General features: G+C 65.2%; 20 protein-coding genes. 1 reads left to right on the forward strand and 19 read right to left on the reverse strand.

What is annotated here, in order from left to right:
- Nucleotides 1-156: 156 nt before the first annotated feature.
- The 6 genes from dxs to accB all read right to left on the reverse strand — a co-directional run bounded on the left by dxs (nucleotide 157) and on the right by accB (nucleotide 6,602).
- Nucleotides 157-2,043: a 1-deoxy-D-xylulose-5-phosphate synthase gene (dxs, locus tag BN3270_RS08295; RefSeq protein ID WP_058986625.1), complete on the reverse strand. Its 1,887-nt coding sequence runs from the start codon at nucleotides 2,041-2,043 to the stop codon at nucleotides 157-159.
- A gap of 130 nt (nucleotides 2,044-2,173) precedes the next feature.
- Entirely contained in the window at nucleotides 2,174-2,395 is a 222-nt protein-coding gene (locus BN3270_RS08300) for an exodeoxyribonuclease VII small subunit (RefSeq protein ID WP_148335514.1), read from the reverse strand.
- Nucleotides 2,395-3,018 carry a transcription antitermination factor NusB gene (gene nusB / locus BN3270_RS08305; RefSeq protein ID WP_082673443.1) on the reverse strand — a complete coding sequence of 208 codons (624 nt, stop codon included), beginning with the start codon at nucleotides 3,016-3,018 and terminating at the stop codon, nucleotides 2,395-2,397. The genes BN3270_RS08300 and nusB overlap by 1 nt, the downstream gene beginning before the upstream one ends.
- A gap of 13 nt (nucleotides 3,019-3,031) precedes the next feature.
- Nucleotides 3,032-3,376, reverse strand: a complete 345-nt coding sequence (locus tag BN3270_RS08310; protein WP_058986626.1) for an Asp23/Gls24 family envelope stress response protein — start codon at nucleotides 3,374-3,376, stop codon at nucleotides 3,032-3,034.
- Complete coding sequence (accC, locus tag BN3270_RS08315) at nucleotides 3,376-4,731, reverse strand: acetyl-CoA carboxylase biotin carboxylase subunit (protein WP_058986627.1); 1,356 nt, start codon at nucleotides 4,729-4,731, stop codon at nucleotides 3,376-3,378. The genes BN3270_RS08310 and accC overlap by 1 nt, the downstream gene beginning before the upstream one ends.
- The gene (gene accB / locus BN3270_RS08320; protein ID WP_058986628.1) at nucleotides 4,731-6,602 is read right to left on the reverse strand and encodes an acetyl-CoA carboxylase biotin carboxyl carrier protein; all 1,872 of its coding nucleotides are present in this window, start codon (nucleotides 6,600-6,602) and stop codon (nucleotides 4,731-4,733) included. Before accB ends, accC begins: the two co-directional genes overlap by 1 nt.
- 391 nt (nucleotides 6,603-6,993) lie before the next feature.
- Between accB and sstT the strand changes: the two genes are divergently transcribed.
- Nucleotides 6,994-8,238 carry a serine/threonine transporter SstT gene (gene sstT / locus BN3270_RS08325; protein WP_058986629.1) on the forward strand — a complete coding sequence of 415 codons (1,245 nt, stop codon included), beginning with the start codon at nucleotides 6,994-6,996 and terminating at the stop codon, nucleotides 8,236-8,238.
- Between the two features lie 149 nt (nucleotides 8,239-8,387).
- On the opposite strand, the gene efp is transcribed toward sstT, so the two are convergent.
- From efp to BN3270_RS08390, 13 genes are all read right to left on the reverse strand, one after another.
- Nucleotides 8,388-8,948: an elongation factor P gene (gene efp, locus BN3270_RS08330; RefSeq protein WP_058986630.1), complete on the reverse strand. Its 561-nt coding sequence runs from the start codon at nucleotides 8,946-8,948 to the stop codon at nucleotides 8,388-8,390.
- Nucleotides 8,949-8,978: 30 nt separating this feature from the next.
- Nucleotides 8,979-10,097, reverse strand: coding sequence for a M24 family metallopeptidase (locus BN3270_RS08335; protein ID WP_058986631.1), 1,119 nt, complete (start codon nucleotides 10,095-10,097; stop codon nucleotides 8,979-8,981).
- A gap of 75 nt (nucleotides 10,098-10,172) precedes the next feature.
- The gene (locus BN3270_RS08340) at nucleotides 10,173-11,252 is read right to left on the reverse strand and encodes an iron-containing alcohol dehydrogenase (RefSeq protein WP_082673444.1); all 1,080 of its coding nucleotides are present in this window, start codon (nucleotides 11,250-11,252) and stop codon (nucleotides 10,173-10,175) included.
- Nucleotides 11,234-11,785: a shikimate kinase gene (locus tag BN3270_RS08345; protein ID WP_271711970.1), complete on the reverse strand. Its 552-nt coding sequence runs from the start codon at nucleotides 11,783-11,785 to the stop codon at nucleotides 11,234-11,236. Before BN3270_RS08345 ends, BN3270_RS08340 begins: the two co-directional genes overlap by 19 nt.
- Nucleotides 11,786-11,798: 13 nt before the next feature.
- A complete protein-coding gene (aroC, locus tag BN3270_RS08350) occupies nucleotides 11,799-12,965 on the reverse strand; it encodes a chorismate synthase (protein ID WP_058986633.1) in 1,167 nt (388 codons plus the stop codon).
- 138 nt (nucleotides 12,966-13,103) lie between these two features.
- The gene (locus BN3270_RS08355; protein ID WP_058986634.1) at nucleotides 13,104-13,964 is read right to left on the reverse strand and encodes a hypothetical protein; all 861 of its coding nucleotides are present in this window, start codon (nucleotides 13,962-13,964) and stop codon (nucleotides 13,104-13,106) included.
- Nucleotides 13,961-14,494 (reverse strand): YqeG family HAD IIIA-type phosphatase, encoded by a 534-nt coding sequence (locus BN3270_RS08360; protein WP_058986635.1) that lies wholly within the window; start codon nucleotides 14,492-14,494, stop codon nucleotides 13,961-13,963. The genes BN3270_RS08355 and BN3270_RS08360 overlap by 4 nt, the downstream gene beginning before the upstream one ends.
- On the reverse strand, nucleotides 14,494-15,735 hold the full coding sequence (mltG, locus tag BN3270_RS08365; RefSeq protein ID WP_082673445.1) for an endolytic transglycosylase MltG: 1,242 nt from the start codon (nucleotides 15,733-15,735) through the stop codon (nucleotides 14,494-14,496). The genes BN3270_RS08360 and mltG overlap by 1 nt, the downstream gene beginning before the upstream one ends.
- Entirely contained in the window at nucleotides 15,729-16,175 is a 447-nt protein-coding gene (gene ruvX / locus BN3270_RS08370) for a Holliday junction resolvase RuvX (RefSeq protein WP_058986636.1), read from the reverse strand. The genes mltG and ruvX overlap by 7 nt, the downstream gene beginning before the upstream one ends.
- A gap of 8 nt (nucleotides 16,176-16,183) precedes the next feature.
- The gene (alaS, locus tag BN3270_RS08375) at nucleotides 16,184-18,829 is read right to left on the reverse strand and encodes an alanine--tRNA ligase (protein ID WP_058986637.1); all 2,646 of its coding nucleotides are present in this window, start codon (nucleotides 18,827-18,829) and stop codon (nucleotides 16,184-16,186) included.
- A gap of 137 nt (nucleotides 18,830-18,966) precedes the next feature.
- Nucleotides 18,967-20,367, reverse strand: a complete 1,401-nt coding sequence (locus tag BN3270_RS08380) for an AI-2E family transporter (protein WP_271711971.1) — start codon at nucleotides 20,365-20,367, stop codon at nucleotides 18,967-18,969.
- 34 nt (nucleotides 20,368-20,401) lie between these two features.
- A complete protein-coding gene (locus BN3270_RS08385; RefSeq protein WP_058986638.1) occupies nucleotides 20,402-21,013 on the reverse strand; it encodes an MlaD family protein in 612 nt (203 codons plus the stop codon).
- Between the two features lie 61 nt (nucleotides 21,014-21,074).
- On the reverse strand, nucleotides 21,075-22,382 hold the full coding sequence (locus tag BN3270_RS08390; RefSeq protein WP_058986639.1) for a replication-associated recombination protein A: 1,308 nt from the start codon (nucleotides 22,380-22,382) through the stop codon (nucleotides 21,075-21,077).
- Nucleotides 22,383-22,516 lie beyond the last annotated feature (134 nt).

Here is a 22,516-nt window from a genome sequence, read left to right on the forward strand (position 1 = left end):
AGTCGGGAGTTAACGGAACCGAACGCGCGTGTTAACGGACGCGAATCGATTTGTTCACAGATGCGAAACACGAGCCCCCGCCCGCGCCTGCGGACGCGGGCATAGCTTGCGAGCAAACGAGGAGAGGCCAGCGGCTCGCTTGCCGCACGCCCCCCCTTAGAGGGAGGCGAGCTTTTCCTCGATGCGGGCCAGCACGCCGCGGGCGTCGAGCCCCAGACGGGCGCGCACCTGGTCGGGCTTGCCCTGCATCACGAATTCGTCGGGAAGGCCGATCAGAAGCGTGGGGACCGCAGCGCCCAGCGAGGACAGCACGTCGAGCACGCCTTCGCCGGCGCCGCCGTCGAGGGCCCCCTCTTCGAGCGTGACGACGAGCTTGCAGGAGGCCGCTTGGGCCACGGCGTCCGCATCGATCGGCTTGGCCCAGCGCATATCGACCACGCGGGCGGAGATGCCCGCTTCTGAAAGGGAATCGGCCACGTCGAGGGCCGTGTTGACCATGTTGCCGAAACCGAGCAGGGCGATATCGTCGCCCTCGCGCACCGTGTGCGCCCTGCCCTCTTCCCAGCATTCGGGCTCGGCGGGAACGGGCACGCCCACGGCAGCGCCGCGCGGATAGCGCAGGGCCACCGGTCCCGGCAGGGCAAGCGCCGTATGCAGAGCGCTCGCGAGTTCGGCCTCGTTGGAAGGCGTGAGTACCCGCATATGGGGAATCGTGCGCATGTAGACGATATCGAAGGCGCCCGTGTGGGTGGCTCCGTCGTCGCCGACGATGCCCGCACGGTCGATAGCGAACACCGTATCCCGTTCGGCAAGCGCGTTGTCGATGACGATCTGGTCGAAGGCGCGCTGCAGGAAGGTGGAGTACACGGCCACGACCGGCTTCATGCCGCCGGCGGCAAGGCCGCTCGCAAGGGCGACCGCGTGCTCTTCGGTAATGCCCGTGTCGATGAAGCGCGAAGGGAACTCCTTGGAAAAGGCGTCGAGGCCCGCCCCGTCTTTCATCGCCGCGGTGATCGCGACGATCTTCTTGTCGGCACGCGCTTCGCGCACGAGGGCATCCCCGAAAACGCTCGTGTAGGTCGGGGCCGAAGGAGCCTTTTTCTTCACCTGGCCCGTAGCGATGTCGAAGGGGCTGACGCCGTGGAAGGTTTCGGGGTTGGCCTCGGAGGGCCCATAGCCATGGCCCTTCTGCGTGATCACATGCACGAGCACGGGGCCGTCGCTTTCGAGAGCGATGCGGAACATCTGGCGCAGGGCGGCCACGTCATGCCCGTCGACGGGCGCCGTGCAGGTGATGCCCAGCTGCTCGAAGATCATCGCATGGGGAATCACGAACTGTTTCATCGACTCTTTCATGTTGCGGCCCAAATCGACGAGCCCGCGCGAAAGAACGCCGCCGGCTTCCATGGCCTGCTGCAGGGCATCGCGCGTCTGCCGGTATTCCGAGCGTGTGCGCAGATAGCCCAGATGACGCACGAGGGCCCCCACGGGCTTGGAAATCGACATGCCGTTGTCGTTGAGGACGATGACCATACGGGTCTGGTCTTGCCCGATGTGGTTGAGGGCTTCGAAGGCCATGCCGCCGGCCAGCGACGCGTCGCCGATCACCGCCACGACCTTGTTGGCACCGCCCGCGATGTCGCGCGCTTTGGCCAAGCCCATGGCCACCGAAAGGCTGTCGGAGGCATGGCCCGAGGGGTGAGCATCGTAGGGGCTTTCTGCGGGATTGGGAAAGCCGGTGAGGCCGTCGATCTGGCGCAGCGTCGGAAACGCGTCGCGGCGGCCGGTGAGAAGCTTGTGGGCGTAGGCCTGGTGTCCCACGTCGAAGACGAGCTTGTCGTCGGGGCAGTTCAGCAGCGAGTGGAGAGCGACGATGATTTCAACGGCACCCAAGCTCGAAGCAAGATGACCGCCCGTACGCGAGGTGACCTCGACCATTTCCTCGCGCAATTCTCGGCAGAGAATAGCGAGTTCTTCGTCGGTGAGGCACTTCACGTCGGCCGGGCTCTTGACCATATCGAGTATTCGCTTGGATTCGGTCATCCGCACACTCCTTCTGCCTGTGCACACATCACAGGATATAGCAATACGGGGGCATGGTCAGGGGTAAATGGAGCCCCTGATGCGCGAGCGGCCCCGCTGGGCGCGGGACCGCTCTCATGCGGCACTGTCTCTAAGCGCGGGACGAGGCGTCCGCGTCTTGCGGGGCACCCGGCGCTGCCTCGAGGTTGTCCTCGAGCAGCGAGGAAGCGCGCATCCCCAACCCCACCGCTTCTTCGAAGAGGTCCAAGGCGTCGTCGAGCGGCATCTGCTCGTCGGCCACCGCGTCGGCGATTTCCTTCAAGCGGTCGTTGACCTCGGAAAACGACCGGTGCTGCACGCTGTCGTCGGCCACTAGAGCTCCGCCTTCGCAGGCGCGCCCTCTGCGGCGGGCGTTTCGCCGTCGGCGGGCGTTTCGCCGTTGACGTCAGCTCCGTCCGGCGCGGGAGCGGAGGTGTCCGCCGCGGGCGTCTCCGCTGCCGAAGGAGCCGATCCCGTGCCCAAAACGCCCTGAGCCACAAGCTCGTCGACGGAAAGCTCGGAGGGAAGGATGTAATCGGGGTCGTCGAGTTTGCGGGCGATGCCGCCCAGCACGCCGTTGACGAAGCTTCCCGACTCGTCGTCCCCGCCGAATTGCTTGGCGAGCTCCACGCATTCGTTGATGGTCACCGATACGGGAACATCGTTGCGATAGACCATCTCGAAGACGGCGATGCGCATGATGGCGCGGTCGACGAGGGGCATGCGGTCGACCGCCCAGTTCTGCGAGGACTGGGCGAGCAGGTCGTCGATGAGCCGCGCATGATCCTCGACGCCGTCGACCAGGGTCAGAGCGTAGGCAGGCAGTGCGCCCACGTCGGGAATCGCATCCTCGCGCTGGCAAATCGCACGGGGCGATTGGCCGGTAATTTCGCTTTGATAGAGAATCTGCGTGGCGCATCGACGCGCCACGGAGCGTTCTTCATGTCGTTTGGGCATGGTTACCTTTCGATTATTCGAAGCGCAGGCCGTCGATGAACACGTTCACCGCTGCGACCTTCACGCCGACCTGAGTGAGGACGGCATCGCTGACAGACTCGCGGACGCGAGCCGCCACTTCGGGCAGGACCTGGCCGAAGAACACTTCGATACGCACCGAAACGGTGACGGTGTCGTCGTCGTTGACCTCGACGTCGATCCCCTGGGTAGAGGGCTTGGCCTTCATCTGGGACAGGAGGCTCGCAGAGGCGGGCGTCCCCACGCTCGCTACGCCTTCGACGTCTTTCACGGCGATGGCGATGATGGTTTCGATGACGCCGTCTGCCAGCGCCATTCCGCCGATATTGAGATCAGACATTACTTATCCCCCATCTCGGTCTCGATGAAATCGGTATAGGCTTGACCCTTCTGGAAGGCCGGCACGTCGAGCACCGCCTGATGGAAGGGAATGGTCGTGCGGATGCCGTCGCCTTCGATGACGAACTCCGAAAGCGCGCGTTTGCCGCGGGCGATGGCCTCGTCGCGATCGGCGCCCCACACGATGAGCTTGGCGATCAGCGAATCGTAGTAGGGGCTGATTTTGCTGCCCTCTTCCAGGTAGCTTTCGACACGCACGCCCGGACCCGCCGGGAACCGCAGCTTGGTGATCGTGCCCGGACAGGGACGGAAGCCGTGGTCGGGGTCTTCGGCGTTGATGCGGAATTCGATCGCATGGCCGTTGGGAGAGAAACGCGGGATGTCGGCCGAGCGCATGCGCTCGCCTGCGGCGATGCGCAGCTGTTCCTTGATGATGTCGACCCCGGTGATCATCTCGGTCACCGGATGCTCGACCTGCACGCGCGTGTTCATTTCCATGAAATAGAATTTTCCGTCCTGATCGAGCAGGAACTCGATCGTGCCGGCCGAACGGTAGGACACCGCCTCGACCGCCTTGCGGGCGGCTTCGCACATAGCCGTGCGCGTCGCCTCGTCGAGCGCCGGGCTCGGGGCCTCTTCGAGCAGCTTCTGATGACGGCGCTGAATCGAGCAGTCACGCTCGCACAGGGCGGCAAAGTTGCCGAAGTTGTCGGCGAGCACCTGGATCTCGACGTGGCGCGGACGCAGGACGAGCTTTTCCAGGTACATGTCGTCGTTGGCGAAGGAGGCCTTGGCCTCGGCCTTGGCGGCGAGGAATTCCTTTTCGAGGTCGGCCGGATCGTGCACTTCGCGCATGCCCTTGCCGCCGCCGCCCGCCGACGCCTTGATGAGCACGGGGTAACCCACCGATTCGGCGAAGGCGCGCGCCTCTTCCACGGAATCGACGGTGCCATCGGAACCGGGAACGGTGGGCACGCCGCAGCCCTTCATGGTGTCGCGGGCCTGGCTCTTGTCGCCCATCCGCTCGATGCATTCGGGAGCGGGCCCGATCCACACGAGGTCGTTGTCGGCGCAGGCGCGCGCGAAATCGGCGTTTTCCGAAAGAAAGCCGTAGCCTGGGTGCACGGCCTGGGCGCCGGTGATCTTGGCCGCCGCGATGACGTTGGCCATCACCAGGTAGCTCTTGTTGGCGGGCGCCGGCCCGATGCAGACGGCTTCGTCGGCGTAGCGCACGGGAAGGGTGTCGGCGTCTTCGGTCGAGTGGACGATGACCGTCTTCACGCCGAGCTCGCGACAGGCGCGCTCGATGCGCAGGGCGACTTCCCCGCGGTTGGCGATAAGGATTTTGTCGAACATTAGTTGTTCTCCGGATCGTGCGGTTCGAGGTAGAAGAGGACGGTGCCGAACTCAACCGGGTCGGCGTCCTTCACGCACACCTCGCGAATCGTGCCCATCTGGTCGGCCGTGATCTCGTTCATGAGCTTCATGGCCTCGATGATGCAGAGGGTCTGGTTGGCCGTCACCTCGTCACCGACCTTGACGAAGGGCGGCTGGTCGGGCGCGGGTGCCTGGTAGAAGGTGCCCACCATGGGAGCCTTGACGGGAATCCAGTTGGCCGGGCGGTCGGACGCGGGCGCGGCCGGAGCCTGTTCGGGCGCAGGTGCCGGAGCGGCAGCCACGGCAGGGGCGGCGGGCTGGGCCGCAGCAGTGGCCGCGACGGCGCTCGGCATGCGCACGGCGATGCGGGCGCCTTCTTCTTCAACTACGATCTCGCCGACGCCGCTTTCCTCGGCTACGCGCACAAGCTCGCGAATCTGATTGATATCCACGTAATCGTCCTCCTTGGTGCCGCTCGATTCCTCAGCCATGAGGAAATCGACTTTTTCGGATGTGCGGTGCTTGCTCAGATAGGTGCGCGCTTCGTTGGGGAACAGCGCATACATGAGCACGTCTTCTTCGCTGTGGGCCAAATCGCCGATCTCTTCGACGAGCTCGTCGTAGGTGGTGGTGACCAGGGTGCTCGGGGCGATCGACGGGTCGAGAATCTCGCTCGGGTCGCGCACGACCTTCTTCACGATTTCCTGGTCCATGGGGCCGGGAGCCTTGCCGTAGTAACCGCAGATGTAGTCTTTCATTTCTTTGGACACGACGCCCCACCGCTTGCCGGTGAGCACGTTGAAAACGGCCTGGGTGCCCACGATCTGGCTCATAGGGGTCACGAGCGGCGGATAGCCCACTTCGGCGCGGACCTTGGGGATTTCCTTCATCACATCGTCGAGGCGGTCGCTGGCGTTCTGCACCTCGAGCTGGGCCATAAGGTTGCTCATCATGCCGCCGGGGACCTGATGGCTGTAGACCTTCATATGCACCAGGCTCGACACGCCGCGCTTGTGGTGGGTGCGCTTGCGAACCTCTTCCCAGTATTCGGCGATCTCGAAGAGCAGGTCGAGGTCGTAGTCGGTGTCGAAACGGCTTTCCTTGAGCGCGGCCACGATCATCTCCACCGCCGGGTGGCTGTTGCCGAAGGCCAAAGGAGCGCTCGCCGTGTCGGCGATGGCAGCGCCCGCTTCCGCGCCCTTGATGATGTTGGCCGGCGCCATGCCGCCCACGTAGTGGCAATGCAGGTGCACGGGAAGGCCGATTTCCTCGTTCAGGGCCTTGACCATGCGCTCGGTGCGGTAGGGGGTGAGCATGCCCGCCATGTCCTTGATGGCGATGGAATCGGCACCGAGGTCCTTGAGCTGCTGGGCGTATTCCAGATAGCTGTCGAGCGTGTGCACCGGGCTGATCGTGTAGCTGATCGCGCCTTCGAACCAGCCGCCGCATTCCTTGATCGCCTCGGCGCTGTCGCGCACGTTGCGAATGTCGTTCAAGGCATCGAAGATGCGGAAGATATCGACGCCGTTGCGCTTGGACGCTTTGATGAAGCGGTTGACGATTTCCCTGCTGTAGTGCTTGTAGCCCACAAGGTTCTGACCGCGCGAGAGCATGGCCAGGCGGGTGTTGGGCGTCTTGGCCTTGATCTGGCGCAGGCGCTCCCAGGGGTTTTCGTCGAGGAAGCGCAGGCACGTGTCGAACGTCGCGCCGCCCCATGCCTCGAGCGCCCAGTATCCGACCTTGTCCATTTTAGGCAGGATGGGGAGCATATCGCCGATGGGCATACGCGTGGCCCATAAGCTTTGCTGGCCATCGCGAATCGTGGTGTCCATAAGTTGAAGTTTTGGCATGCTGGTCGAGCACCTCCTAATGTTCGAGTTCCTTATTATAGGGAAGGTCCGCAGCCTCGCGCGCGGGCACCAGTAATTTCACCTACAAGGTACACGAAGCAGGGCGCCCCGCCCGGCAACCGTTCGGCTACGCGCCGCGAGCGGTGCCCACGGGCCCGCATCCGCCCCACGACCCGCGCACAGCCTCGAACGGCGGTGCGCGCGGGCGCCCTATCGCGCAGCCGCAGGCACAATCGGTGGCGACTGAGGCGCGCCCCTCTCGAATTGCCTACGGCCGACCCTCAGACGCCGCTGCGGGGGAATCCCCCTCTTTTGGCTCGGAATTGCTTTGATGCTTTAGTCGAATAGAGTATAACTAGACTATTACTTTCACGCAGACGGAAGGAACCGTATGAAAAAAGCATGGGAAACGTGGAACAGCTGGAGCCTGATCGGGCGTATCGCCTGCGGTCTGGCCATCGGCGTCCTCCTCGCCCTGGTGATTCCAGGGCTTGACGGCATCGTGCTTCTGGGCACCCTGTTCGTATCCGCCTTGAAGGCCGTGGCCCCCATCTTGGTCTTCTTCCTCATCATTTCCGCCCTCTGCAATGCCAAGCAGTCCGGCGCCATGAAGCGGATCATCCTGCTCTACCTTCTGAGCACCTTTCTCGCCGGCGTCGTGGCCGTGCTCGCCTGCTACCTGGTGCCCCTGCACCTCACCCTGGCCGACGCGGTCGACAAATCCGCCCCGAGCGGCATCGGCGAGGTCATGACCAACCTGCTCACGAGCGTCGTCGCCAACCCGGTCGAAGCCCTTGCCAAGGCCAACTTCCTCGGCATCCTCACCTGGGCTATCCTGATCGGCATCGCCCTGCGCGCCGCGAGCGAAACCACCAAAGAGGTCATGGGCAACATCGCCGACGCCGTGCAGACCGTCGTCCGCGTCGTGATCGCCTTCGCCCCCTTCGGCGTGTTGGGTCTGGTCTACAACGCCGTGTCCACGAGCGGTCTGGGCATCTTCACCGAATACGGCATGCTCCTGCTCGTCTTGGTGGGCTGCATGGTCATCATGGCCTTCGTGGTCAACCCCGCGATTGTCTACGCGCAGATCCACCGCAACCCCTACCCGCTCGTCATGCGCTGCCTGAAGGATTCGGCCATCACCGCCTTCTTCACCCGCAGCTCTGCCGCCAACATCCCCATCAACCTTGAACTCTGCAAGAAGCTCGGACTGAACAAGGACAACTATTCGGTGTCGATCCCCCTGGGCGCCACGATCAACATGGGCGGCGCCACGGTGACCATTTCTGTCATGGCCATGGCCGCCGCGCAGACGCTCGGCATCCAGGTCGACTTCGTCACCGGCGTCATCCTCTGCGTGCTCGCCGCGGTGTCGGCCTGTGGCGCCTCGGGTGTGGCAGGCGGATCCCTCCTCCTCATCCCCGTGGCCTGCTCGCTTCTGGGCATCCCCAACGACATCGCCATGCAGGTGGTGGGCATCGGCTTCATCATCGGCGTGATCCAGGACTCCTGCGAGACCGCCCTCAACTCCTCTTCCGACGCCCTCTTCACCGCGACCGCCGAATACGTGCAGTGGAACAAGGCCGGCCGCGACTACGTCCCCGGCCACGACAACGCTCCGCTTGCCCAGGCCTAGCGCCCATCGCGCATACCGCGCCGCTACGGGGCCCCGAGCATTCGGGGCCCCTTTTCGTAGGTCCCCACCCTTGCAGCGGGCACGCAAAAGCGCCCCGGCCGTTCGAACGAAACGGCCGGGGCGCTTTGCAAGATCTAATAAACGCCGAGCTAGACGCGCTTGATGAAGCGGCCGTCGCGCGTGTCGATCTGGAGGACGTCGCCCACGTTGATGTACATGGGGATATTGACCACGGCGCCCGTTTCGAGCGTCGCCGGCTTGGTGCCGCCCTGGACGGTGTCGCCCTTGAAGCCCGGGTCGGTTTCGGTGACCGCGAGCTCAACGAACATCTGCGGGGTGATGCTGATCAGTTCGTCGCCGGCGTACTGAAGGGTGACCTCGTCGTTTTCCTTGAGCCACTTGGCCGTGTCGCCCACCACGTCGGCAGGAATGGACATCTGCTCGTAGGAGTTGGGATCCATGAAGTAGAAGTCTTCGCCGTCGTTGTAGAGGTAGGTCATCTTGCGCTCTTCAAGACGGACCGTGTCGAACTTGGTGCCGCTGTTGAAGGTGTACTCGACCACGCGACCGCTGCGGACGTCACGCAGCTTGGTGCGGACGAAAGCGCCGCCCTTGCCCGGCTTGACATGCTGGAACTCGTTGATGGTCCACAGCTTGTTGTTGTAAACGATGCACATGCCGTTCTTGAAATCGGCGGTCGAAATTGCCATTGATCCTCCTGGTGAAATGAACAAACGGTTTTACAGTATAACCATTTCGTGCGTAGACCTGGTGAAGACCTCGTAGCCGTCATCGGTGATCACGCCGAAATCTTCGAGCCGCATGCCGAACTCCCCGTCGAAGTAGACGCCCGGCTCGACGGTGACCACGTTGCCCGCAACGAGCGCGTCTGTATTGCGCGGCGCGAGCACGGGCGCCTCGTGGATGTCGATGCCCACCCCGTGGCCCAGGGCGTGGCCCATCTTGCCGGCGAAGCCGTGCTGGGCGAGGACCTCTTCTGCGCGGTTGTGCGCCTGGGCTCCCGTCACTCCGGGTGCGAGCAGGGCCTCGACCGTTTCGTTGGCCGCCCGTACGGCGGCATAGGCGTCGCGCAGGCGAGCGCTCGGCTCGCCGATGAAGACGGTGCGCGTCATGTCTGAGCAATAGCCCTGGGAACGGGCCCCGAAATCCATGACCACACACTGCCCCGCCTCGAGCGCAACCGGACCCGGAATCGCATGCGCCATGGCCGCGTCGGGGCCGCACGCGACGATCGAGGAAAACGCCAGCCCCACCGAACCGTGCCGATACATGAAGTCCTCGAGTTCCACCTGCACCTCGCGTTCGGTCATGCCGGGGCGGATGAAGGAGGTGATGTGGGCGAACGCAGCATCGGTGATTCGCTGGGTCGCCCGCATCCGCTCGATTTCCATCGCGTCCTTGACCGCGCGCAGGCCGGGGACGAAGTCGGCGGTTTCGACCAAGGTGGCCGAAACGCCTTCCGCTTCGAGAGCGGCCGTAAGGGCGCGGTATTCGCGCAGGGGCAGGTCGTCTTCGATGCCCACGGTTACCGGAGCGCCCGCTTGGCCCAACCGGCGGGCCGCCCAGACGGCATGCGCGGCCCGCTCGTCTTCGACGACGATGGGGCCGCCCTGCGCGGACAGACGGCAGGCAAGGGCGTAGCGCGAATCGGTATGCAGAGCCGTGCGCGCCCCCTCTACGAGCACGGCATGGGCCGGCTCATCGTCGAAGACGTCGTCGAAGGCCGTGAGCCAGGCGATGCTCGAGGTGCCGCGCACATAGAGGGCGTCGAGCCCCTGTGCCGCCATGCGGGCGCGCGTCCGCTCGAGACGACGCTCGCTGTAGTCGCTGTTGTTCATAGTCAACTCCTAGCAGAGAAGCCCGCGCACCATAGGGAGCGCGGGCGATGGGTTGGTTCGCGTTCAGGGGAGGCGCTAACTGCGAGCGCGCGCCCAGGCGCGCACGTGCTCGCGCAGGACGCTCTCGTCGACGCGGTCGACGCTCCACTCCCCCACGTCGTGCGGGAGCAGAAAGGCGGGCACGGCGCTGCCGCGCACGAGCTCCTCTATAAGCTCGTCGGGGTCGGGGGCTTCGGCCACCACCGGCAGGCCCAGGTCGGCGAGCAGGGCATCGAGGGCATGGACGGCCTCGACCGACAAGCCTTCCACCTCGACGCCCAGGCGTGCGGAAAACCGCATGCCCTCAGCGCGATAGGCGGGCGGAATCGCGTCGAGCCCCTGGGCACGGGCGAGCGCCCAGCCGAACTCTTCGCCGAAGGCCCCCGCTTCGAGCACAGCGGACGTGCGGACGAGCGCATCGGCCTGGGCCACCGCGCACCGGGCCACCGCTTCAGAAGCGACGGCGGTATCGCGGTCGTCGAGGGCTTCGGCGTGATCGCCCAGCCAGAAGAAGAAGTCGTCGGAATCGAGAAAGGCCCAGCCCGCGATATCGGCAAGGCCCTCTTGCCACGAGACATCCGACGTGGTCGCGAGCGTGCGCACGTCGGCGCAGACGTAGGCCGGGTGGATGCGCACCGAAAGCACGTCGCGCTCGTCGCCCACGTCGACGAAGGAGCGGGCGCCCACACAGCGGCGCACCATGGCATGGACGGTCGTCGGCACGAGCACCGCGTCGAGGCCGCCTTCGTAGGCATGGGCCGCGAAACCGGCGATATCGAGCACGTTGGCCCCGCCCACAGCCACGAGGACCGCATCGGAAGCGACTCCCCGCGAAGCGAGCGCCGACCAAATCTCAAGCGCGCAGTCGGCGCTTTTCGATTCCCGGCCCGACGGCAGGGTGATGTCGGTCACCTTGAGCCCCACCTGCGCAAGCTGGTCGCGCACGAAAGGTCCGAAGGCCTCGGCCACGTGCGCGTCGCTTACAAGGACGGCGCGAGCGGCCCTGGGGGCGCAGGCGGCGCAGCGGGCGCCCAAGGTGTCGGCCGCCGTATCGCCGATGCGCATATCGTAGCTTGCGCCCTCCGGCAGGTTGACCACTACTTTGATGTTTGACATAGCACACCCCGTTTCAGAAGAATGCAGCGGATGTCCCACGCAAGCTTGCCCACCGAAGCCCCCTTGGTGTCGACCGTCACATCGGCAAGCTGGGCGTAGTAGGGCAAGCGGGCGCTCGACGCCGCGCGGAAGGACTCCATCGATTCGAGATAAGGCCGTGTCGAGTGGTCGCTGATGCGGGAGGCGCTCTCCTCAGGCGTGACTTTCAGGTAGACGGCAAACCCGCGCTCGCGGATGATCGCCCGGCTCCGCGCGCCCATGACGATGCCTCCCCCGCACGAGATGAGCAGCGGGTCGCCCGCAACGAGCTCTTCAAGCTGATCGGCCTCCAAGTCGCGGAAGCGCTCTTCCCCGCAACGGAGGAAGAGCTCTTTGGCCCGCATATCGAAGGCGCGCTCGAGGCAGCGGTCAACATCGACCGACGCGAGGCCGCACATGCGGGCGAGTCGGCGCGTGACGGTGGTTTTCCCCGCCCCCATGAACCCAATGAAGAAGACGGGGCGGGTGAGCTGATAGGTTTTCTTCGACCCCACGGCACTCGCCCGCTTACTTCGAGAGCGTCTTGATGCGGTCGAGGTAGTTGCGCAGGTTGGCCTTGATGTCGTCCATGTTGTCGCACCCGAATTTCTGCAGGTAGGCGTTGGCGAGCACCATGGCCACCTCGGCTTCGGCCACCACGGCGGCAGCGGGCACGGCACAGACGTCAGAACGTTCCTTAGAGGCCTTCACGACTTCCATCGTGTCCATGTTGACCGTGTTGAGCGGGGTGCGCAAGGTGGGAATGGGCTTCATGCCCACCGTGAGGATGAGCGGCATGCCTGTGGTCATACCGCCCTCGAGGCCGCCCGCATTGTTGGATGCCCGCGAGAAACCCGTTTCGGGAGACTGGATGATCGGGTCGTGGACCTGGGAGCCGGGACGACGGGTCGCTTCGAAGCCCAGCCCGAACTCGAGCCCCTTTTGGGCGGGTATCGAGAAGATGGCCGCTGCGAGCTGGCTTGTGAGGCGATGGGGGCCGGCGTCGAAATCGCCCAGTCCGGGGATGAGCCCCGTGACGACGATACGGTAGACGCCGCCCAGGCTCTCGCCCTGGACCTTGGCCACATCGATCATCTTCTTCATGCAATCGGACGCTTCGGGGTCGGGGCAGCGCACTTCGCTCGTCTCGATCTGGCCGGTGGTGTACGCAGTCGCCTGAGAGGGGTCGTCGTCCATCGCGGCAGACCCGATACGCACCACGTAGCTGCGCACGTCGACGCCCAGAGCCGCCAGAAAGTCCTTGGCGATGCCGCCGGCGGCGACGCGGGCGGCCGTCTCACGGGCGCTCGCGCGCTCGAGGATGTCGCGGCAGTCGTCGGTGTTGTTCTTCAGAGCACCCACCAAATCGGCATGCCCCGGACGGGGCCACACCTCGCGGCGCATGCCTTCGGGACGGTCTCCGAACTGGGCCATTATGCGGGTCCAGTGAGCCCAGTCGCGGTTGACGACCTGCAGGCAGATAGGCGTGCCGAGCGTCTTTCCGAAACGGATACCCGACTGAACGACCACCTGGTCCGATTCGATCTTCTGCCGTCCACCGCGTCCATAGCCCGACTGGCGGCGCTTGAGGTCGGCGTTGATTTGCTCGATGGAGATGGGAAGCCCGGCCGGAACCTCGCTCACGATGGCCGTGAGCGCAGGGCCATGGCTTTCCCCGGCTGTTACGTAGCGCATGGTAGAACCCTTTTCTTCTCGCGTGTTACAGCGATTCTACCAAAGGCCGCCTGACGCCACGCGATGCGAGGCCCACATTTAGCCAAAGCGCAAACTCCGGCAATCGGGTCGAACGCGCGGTCCCGCCGCACGATCTGCCTACCAGACAGGGGCAAAGGCCTCTTCGAGGCAGCGATAGAGGTCGTCCCAGGAAGGCAGGCCCTCGACGCTTTTCAAGCTCGCGTGCGCCAAGGTCGTCGAGCAAGCGAGCGCGGCCGTGGCATGGACGACGCTGCCGCTGGCCATCCGGGCGTTGGGAACACCCATCTCGATCACCGTGCAGGCGGGAGCAAAGAGGTCGCGGGGCATGGGCGCGCCGAAGGGGTGCAGGACGAAATCGGCCTTGGAAAGGGCCGTTTTCGACGTGGTCGCCGAAGCGAAGAGGAATTCCGTTTCCTCGTAAGCCTCCCGCTCGCTTTTGGGAAAAGGCTCGTGAGGACCCAGGTCGACGCCCCCGAAGGCAACCGACCGCAGACGGTCGAGGTAATCGTCGAGGGCGACGCGGGCCCGTTCCTTGTCGTCATCGGCCACGATGACGCGGCGGGCGCCCGAAAGGGCCGCCGCGTGCACGCCCGAAAGCGACAAAGGGGCCGCACCGAGCACCGCCACGCAGGAGCCGGCGAAGTCGACGCCCTCGTGTTTCATCCGCCAGGCCAGTCCCGCGCTCGCCACGTCGCTACCGAACACCGTCCCCTTCAGGTTGATGAGGAAATCGGCGCGGCCGGAGACGAGGGCGGAAGCCGCATGGCGGTCGCAGAGCGAAAAGACGCGGTGGGCCCAGTCGGCAGCCACCACCGCCGTGTCCCAGGCATGCGCCGACACCGCTCCCCCCACGGAAGCGAGGTCGTCTCCGGGGTGCGGGGCGATTTTCATATCGAAGTCGAAAGCGTCCACGAGCACACGCAGCATGCGGGCGAGCAGGGTCGACTCATCGCAGGCGATGAGCGCACAGGTACTCACAAGGGATCACCCTTTCTACAGGCGTTGGCAGGGTCGCGCCCCTCGGGCGAGCCGATAAGCGCGCGTTCGAGGGCCCGCACGAAACGGGTGTGCCCCGGCTCCCCTTCTTCGACCAGGGGCGCCACCAAATAGGCGCGCATCCCGGCCAGGTGGGCGCCGAGCACGTCGGTACTCGGCTGATCGCCTACCACCACCGTATCGGCGCGTGTGCCGCCAATCTTGCGAGTTGCCGCCGCAAAGCCGGACGGCAGGGGTTTCATCGCCTTGGCGACCACCGGCAGGGCGAGCGCCTCTCCGGTGGCATAGGGAGTGCGATGCCAGTTGTTTGACAAGAGGCAGAGACGGATACCCGCCCGTTTGGCATCGCCGATCCACTTCATGACGTCGAGCGGGACACTGTGCGTCGCGCGCGAGAGAATCGTGTTGTCCATATCGAGCAGGACATGCGTCAAGCCCAAGGCGAGCAGGTCGTCATCGAGGGAGACCGCCGACACGCGGGAGAAGTACCGATCGGGTTCGAGCAGGGACACTAGTTGCCCGCCCCTGTCTGCTGGCCGTCGCCGGAGCCGTTCGACGACTGCGTGCCGTTCGAACCCGCATCGCCACCGTCGCCGGCAGCGCTCGCGTTCGACGAGGCTCCCTTGATGGCCTGCAGGTGCTCATCGTAGGTCTTGCTGAAATAGTAGTTGAGCGTGCCGTCGTCGTTTTTGGTGAAGTAGAAGTAGAGGTAGTCGGTCTGGTTGGGTTGGCAGGTCGCCTGCAGGGACTCGAGCCCCGGCGAGCAGATGGGGCCGGCCGGCAACCCCTTGTGCTGGTAGGTATTGTAGGGGCTGTCGACCGAAAGGTCGCTGTGGGTAGGATCGTGTCCCACGACGTAGGCAATCGTCGCATCGCTCTGAAGGGCCGTATTGCCTGCCAGGCGGTTGTAGAAGACGCTCGCAACGTCGGCGCGCGTGTTGGAGTCGGATTCGCGTTCGACCACCGAAGCAAGCTTGAGCACGTCATAGGCGGAAAGGCCCTTCGATGCGGCGTAAGAGTAGTCGAGCGTCGCCACCTCCTGCGCGTACTGGTCGAGCATCATGCGGACGATCGAGTCGGCGGTCGCGTCCTTGGGCAAGGTGTAGGTCTTGGGGAAGAGGAAGCCTTCGAGCGAATTGTTATAGGCGTCCGCCACGAAGGGATACGCGTCCGCATAGGCGCTCGCGTTTCCGGCGGCCGCTTTGAAGTCGTCGGCGGTCACCGCGCCATCGGTGGCCTTTTCCACGGCGTCGGCGGTGCGGGAGACCGTGTAGCCTTCGGGAATGACGAGGGAATTGCTCGAGGGGCCCGCCACGAGCATGCTCACGATATCGGCAGCGCTCGTGCCGCCCTCGATCTGGTAATCTCCGGGCTTGAGCTGCGAAGCGGCGTCGGAGGCTTTCACCGCATCGGTGAAGGAGCCGGCGTTCGCGATGAGCTTGGCGTCTACCAGGGACTGGCCGATCTGCTGGGCGCTCGCGCCGTCGGGCACGGTCACCTCGACCGTGGTGCCCGGCTGAACCAAATCGGTGGAGGAACACCCGCGGCTGCACGAAGGAACGGCGATGAGGAGGACGATGGCGGCAACCACGGCCACCACGATCGCGATCAGGGTCGGGCCCTGGGGCACCTTCGAACGCGGGTTGATATACGACGTGTCATAGGTGCGGAAGGCACGGCCCCCCCGTGCGTGAGCCGAGCGCGCCGCATGGGTCGAATGCTTGGAATAGGTAACCTGGCGTCGCCTTACCATGGGCGTACCCCCTCTGTGTGCGATTCGTTGGATTGCCGCCTGTCGAGCCACGATTGCAGAAAGAGGCTGGCAGCCACGCCGTCGACCTTGCCGCGCATATCGCGCTCGGTGAGACCCTGCGCGCGCAGAATGCGTTTGGCCTCGCGCGAGCTCAAACGCTCGTCGGCAAACTCAAGGGGAAGGCCGGCGCGCGCGGCGATTTTCTGGGCGGCGGCGCGGATACGGGCCGCCTGCTTGCCCTCTGCGCCGGCCATCGTTTTGGGAAGGCCCGACAGCAGAAGGTCGGGCTCCCAATCTTCCAAGACGCGGCGAAACTCGGGAGCATTCTCGAGCACCGCACGCGTGGGAAGCACCGTCACGGGACTCGCAACCGATCCGCGCGGGTCGCTCACCGCGATGCCGCAGCGCACTTCGCCGATATCGATCGCAAGCACCCGCATCGGCTCTCCTACAAAAGAATCTCGCGCGCCTTGGCGAGCGCGTCGTCGATGCCGGCGGCGTTCTTGCCGCCTGCCTGGGCCATGGTCGGCTTGCCGCCACCACCACCCTGAATGGCCGGGGCGATCGCCTTGATGATCGCGCCCGCATTGAAGCCCGCCGCTACGGCAGCGTCGGTACCGGCGGCCAAAAGGAGCGGCTTATCGGCATTGCGGCCCGCGAGCACGCAGGCGCACGCATCGCCGCACTGGGAACGCACGACGTCCCAGGCGTTGCGCAGGGCGCTGGCCGACACGTTGTCGACGCGGGCGATAACCACCGGATAGCCTGCCGCAGACGTCGTCACGGCTTCGGCAGCAATCTTCTTGAAGTCGCCGGCAGCGGCGGCTTCCTTGGCGCGCTTGGCTTCGGATTCCATCTGCTTGAGCTTTTCAGCATCGGAAATCGCGCGGCCCGCCGCTTCGAGCGGCCTCACGCCGAGCGCTGCGGCAAGCGTGCGCAGCTCGGCCTCTTCGGCGTTCAAATACGCGAGGGCGTCGAAGCTCGTCACCGCTTCGATGCGGCGCAGGTTCGAGCCCACCGACTGTTCGGATTCGATTTTCACGAGACCGATTTCGGCGGTGTTGCGCACATGGGTGCCGCCGCAGAGCTCGCGGGAGAAGCCGTCCATATCGACCACTCGCACCACGTCGCCGTACTTTTCGCCGAAGAGCGCCGTCACGCCCTGCTCGCGGGCCTCTTCGAGACTCGTCTCGTAGGTGGCGACCGGATGCGCTTCCATGATCTTCTCGTTGGCGATGCGCTCGACCTCGTCGAGCTGGGCGCGCGTCACGGCTTCGAAGTGAGCGAAGTCGAAGCGCAGGCGGTCGGGGGCCACGTAGGAGCCGGCCTGCTTCACGTGGTCGCCGAGCACGGTGCGCAGAGCCCAATGCAAGATGTGGGTGGCGCTGTGGTTGCGGCGAATGCGCTCGCGGCGCAGGACCTCGATCGCGGCATGGGCGGCCACGCCCACCGTCACAGAGCCCTCTTCCACCGTCACGTAGTGGACGGTGAGGCCCTTTTCGGGGGATTTGGTATCGGTCACGCGGGCGCGGAAACCTTCGCCTTCGATTGTGCCCGTATCGCCGATCTGACCGCCCATCTCGGCGTAGAAGGGCGTGCGGTCGAGCACGATCGCGCCTTCCTCGCCGGCCGCGAGCGCATCGACGCGGGCGCCGTCCTTGAGCAGGGCCACCACGGTGGCCGCGCATTCGTTCTTGTCGTAGCCTTCGAAGACGGTCGCGCCCACCTCTTCCAAGATGCCCGACATGGTGCCGTCGTAGGTCGACCAAGCGGCTTCCGCGTCGTCCTGGGTGGCGGCGCGAGCGCGCTCTTTCTGCTGCTCCATGCAGCGGGCGAACTCGTCGGTATCGACCGCGATGCCCTCATCGGCGCAGATCTCCTGCGTGACCTCGAGGGGGAAGCCGTAGGTGTCGTGCAGGGTGAAGGCCACGTCGCCGGAAAGGACGTCGCCTTCCTTCATGCCCGCCAGCGCCTGTTCCAGATACACGCGACCCTGGCGCAGGGTGGCGCCGAAACGTTCCTCCTCGTTGCCCACGACGCCCAGGATGAGCTCGCGGTTCTCGACGATTTCAGGATATTCGTCGCCCATAACCTCGACGATCTTGTCGACGTAATGGTGCATGAAGGGGCCTTCGATGCCGAGCAGCTGGCCCTTCATGATGGCGCGGCGCAGCAAGCGGCGCAGCACGTAACCGCGGCCTTCGTTGGAAGGCAGGATGCCGTCCGCGATCATGAAGGTGGCGGAACGGGAGTGGTCGGCGATCACGCGCAGGGCGGCGTCGTCTTGTTCGGTGCCCGATTCGTACGTCTTGCCCGACAGGGACTCGCCCACGCCCACCAGGCCGCGCAGGATATCGGTGTCGAAGTTGCTCGTCACGCCCTGCATGATGGCCGCGATGCGCTCGAGGCCCATGCCGGTATCGATGTTCTTATGCGGAAGGGGCTTCAAGCTACCGTCTTCCTGGCCGTCGTACTGAGTGAACACGCAGTTCCAGTACTCGAGGAAGCGGTCGCAGTCGCAGCCGGGATGGCAATCGGGACGGCCGCAGCCCACTTCGGGGCCCTGATCGTAGTAGATTTCAGAGCAGGGGCCGCAGGGGCCGGTCGGGCCGGCGCGCCAGAAGTTGTCGTCTTCGCCCAGACGGGACAGGTGGCTCTCTTCGACGCCCAGGTTGCGCCAAATCTCCCAGGTCTCGTCGTCGTCTTCGAAGACGGTCATGTAGAGCTTGTCCTTGGGCAGGCCGAGCACGTTGACCGAGAAGTCGAGCGCCCACGCGCACATCTCCTTCTTGAAGTACCGGCCGAAGCTGAAGTTGCCGAGCATCTCGAAGAAGGACAGGTGGCGACCGTCGGTGCCGATGAGGTCGATGTCGTTGGTGCGCACGCACTTCTGCGAGGTGGTGGTGCCGATGTAGGCGTCGTCAAGATGCTTCTGCTGCAAGAAATAGGGCTTGAACTGCACCATGCCCGCGCTCGTGAGCAGCAGGCTGGGATCGTCGGGAATGAGCGAGGAGGACGGCATGCGCTTGCATCCCTTCCCCTCGAAGTAGCTCAGGTAGGCTTCGCGGATTTCCGCTGTGGTCATGTACTGCATGAATGTCTGTCTTTCTTGCCGATTGCCTCGCATGCGGCCGGGCGCGCGCGCCGGCCCGTGCATCGAACGAACTAAATTATTCTATCTCGCCCTCCTGCGCCCCCATCGGCGCGGCGGGAACTCTTCAGAATTCCTCTTCAGTGGCCTGCGGGCGCATTGGGAGGAGAGGCGGGCGCGGCTGCATCGCGCGCCTTCGCAGCGTCGCCGGCTCCTTCGGAAGCCGGCCCTCCCCCACGGTCTTCGGGCTCGGGGCGCTGCGTTGCGGCCCCGCCCGCGCGAAAGCGCTCGGCCGTCCCCATCACGCGGGCCGACTGCTCGATGGCCGTCACGGCCTGATGGGCACGCGCCCTGATGCGGGCGCGCATCGTGGCCGTGGCGTCTTCGGCCGGGTCGATGGTATCGCCTTCGGAGGGAACGCCCTTGAAGAAGACTCCGTCGGGAGCGACGATCTGCCGGCCCGTGCGGTTTTCGAAATAGTAGACGAAGACCGCCTTGAGGATCGCGGCGAAGGGGATCGAGATGAGCATGCCCGTAAGGCTGCCCACAAGCCCGCTCATCTGCCAGCCGATCGCGTAGCCGCACATCATCGACATGATGACGAGGATGGGATGCACGTCGACCGAGTCGCTCATGATCTTGGGCGAAACGAAGGTGTAGACCACCTGCTGGATCGCGATCGTCACGACAAGCGACACGATAGCCGATACGGGGCCAAGGGACAGGGCCGCCACGGCCGCCGCCACGCCGCCGAGCCAGGGCCCCACCACGGGAATGATGTTGAGAATGCCGCAGATCACGCCGAAGGCCACCGCGTTGGGCACGCCGATGGCCATGAAGGCGATGACGCAGCCTACGCCGATGATCGCGCACTGCAGAAGGGTGCCGCGTATGTAACCGCCCACCACCCGGGAGAAGGTGAGACGGAAGAAGCGCACGCCGTCGGCATGGGCGTCGCCGACAAGACGGTCGAACTCATGACCGATGTCGGGAGCCGAAAGGAGCAGCCAGAAGGCCACGACGAGGGCGAAGCCCACGCAGACGAGCGTGTTGGCAAGGGCCGACCCGATATCGACCAGGCTGTCGAGACCGGTGTTGACGATCGTCCGGCCGAAATCGGCGAGCGCGGTCTGCAGGTCGTTTGCCCAGGCAGCCACCTGAGGGTTCTGCGTGAGCGCCGGATGCGCTTCCGAAAAGGCATCGTAGGCGTCGGAAAGGCCGGCGAAATAAGAGGGGGCGTTTTCGACGATACCGGTGAACTGGGACCCCACGCCCAGAAGGGGCGACGACACCACGTAGAAGACGAGCGCGAGCACCGCGCCCATGATGACGTAGGCAATGGTGACCGCGGCGGTGCGCGACAGGCCGCGGGCGGCGAGGGCGGCCACCACGCCCCTCAGGCAGAAGACGATGATGGCCGTCCAGATCACGATGCCCACGGGTACCGAGAGCACCGAGAGCACGAAGCCCAGGCAATAGGTGATGATTGCGGCCCCCACCAGGGTCCACGCGACGAGCGCCGCGCGGCGCCACGCCGCCATCGATCGCTCGCGCGCGTTCGACGGGGACGGTTCGCTACTCATCATGCTCATGGGAATAGGTGTAGTAGCGCGGAGTCTCGTCCTCCCCCGCCGTGCCCGCATCCGCCGCAGGGACGGGCGTCGCAGGGGCGGGAGCGTGATCAAAGCGCTGGTCGGCTTCGCGGACGGAAAGCTCGGCAACGCGAGCGTCGGCCTTGGCCTTGGCGGCAGCCAGGCGCGCCGATTCTTCGGACGCCTTACGGCCCGAGAAAGCGCCGTGGAGCTTATCGGTCACGTCGTTGATCATATCGGCCGGTTTCTTCGCGACGGCGTCGAGCGCCTTGGAAGCGTCGGAGACCGTCGAGGTCACGTCGGTTGCATCTTCCAGGATCTCGTCGACGCGCATGAGTTCGAGGTTGACGGCGTCGAGCGTGAGCTGAGCCCGCTCGACCAAGGGGTCGGCCTTCTTGATGACGGGCTGCAAATCGTCGGTAATCTGCTGCAGGTGGTCGAGGGTGGGTTGCAGGCGCTCGGAGGTGGCGTCGACCATCGCGCGCACCGACTTCATCGTCTTCGCCAAATGGACGACAAAGACGATGAGGGCAACGAGCAGGGCGGCGACGAGCAGAGGAAGCACGATGCCGGTGAGGATATCGGAAGCTTGCATGAACGTCCCTTTCGAGAGGAAATACGCACGTATACGGATGGGATTCTAGCACGCTGACCGGCTACGGTCGCGGGGGCCGGTCGCGCTTCACGGCATCGGTGCGATAGCCCTCCCAACCGCGCTCGGTCGGCTCGAAGAAGCAGCCGCGATCGAGTCCTTCGGGCAGGTAGCGCTGGTCGACCCAGCCGCTGGGGTAGTCGTGCGGATAGAGGTAGGCGCCGTAGCGCTCGCTGCCCGGGCGATGGCGGTCGCGCAGGTAGTTGGGGACGGCGCGCAAGGGCCCGCGCCGCACGTCGGCGAGGGCCGCGTCGATACCGGCTTCGACGGCGTGGCTTTTGGGCGCGAGCGCCACATAGAGGGCCGCTTCGGCCAGGTTGATGCGGCATTCCGGATAGCCGATGACCTCGGCCGCCTTGAAGGCGGCTTGGGCCACGAGCAGGGCTTGCGGGTCGGCGAGCCCTACGTCCTCGCTCGCATGCACCATGATGCGGCGCGCGATGTACTTGGGGTCTTCCCCGCCGTCGATCATGCGAGCGAGCCAGTAGAGGGTGGCGTCGGGGTCGCTCCCGCGCATCGACTTGATAAAGGCGGACACGATGTCGTAGTGCAGGTCCTTATTCTTGTCGTAGGGAAGCCCCCGATGAGGGACGGCCGCCTCGACGCATGCCTGGGTAATCACGCGCGAGCCCTGTTCGAGCGCCACATTCGAGGCGAGCTCGAGGGTCGTGAGGCTAGCCCGGCCGTCGCCTGCCGAAGCGGCCACGATGGCGTCGAGGGCATCCGCCTCGAGAGTGAAGGCAGCCGCAAGGCCGCGCTCGTCGGTCACGGCGCGGCCCACGATGGTGCGGATGTCGTCGTCGGTCAGGCTCGTGAGCTCGACGACGCGCGAACGTGAGAGCAGGGCCCCGTTGACCTCGAAATAGGGGTTTTCGGTCGTGGCGCCTACCAAGATGACGGTACGGTTTTCCACCGCATGGAGCAGGGCGTCCTGCTGGCTGCGATTGAAGCGGTGGATTTCGTCGACGAAGAGGATCGTGCGCATGCCGTGCGCGCCCAGGCGCGATTCGGCCGCCTTGATCTCGCGACGCAGGTCGGCCACCGTGCCGCCGATGGCCGACACCTCGACGAAGGCGGCTTTCGTGCTTTCGGCAATGATGTGGGCGATACTCGTCTTGCCCGTACCGGCTGGTCCGTAGAGGATGGCCGACGACAGGCGGTCGTGGGCGATTGCCGAAGCGAGCCAACTGCCCGGCCCCACGGCCTCTTCTTGGCCCACGAGCTCGTCGAGGGTGCGCGGGCGCATGCGCACGGCGAGCGGGGCGTTGGCGTTGACCGCCTCCTGTTCCATTGCGGTAAAAAGGTTGTCCATGCGGCTCCTTCGAATGTGGTTCGAAGGACGATTATACGATGGCAGCATCCCAAGCGCCCAACAGTCACGTACGCACATGTCAAGACTTTTCTTTACGCAAGGCCCTTCCTATACTTGCTGATGCTCCGTTCTTG

The organism is Hugonella massiliensis (assembly GCA_001486445.1).
In the GTDB taxonomy this organism is placed as follows: Bacteria; Actinomycetota; Coriobacteriia; order Coriobacteriales; family Eggerthellaceae; genus Hugonella; species Hugonella massiliensis.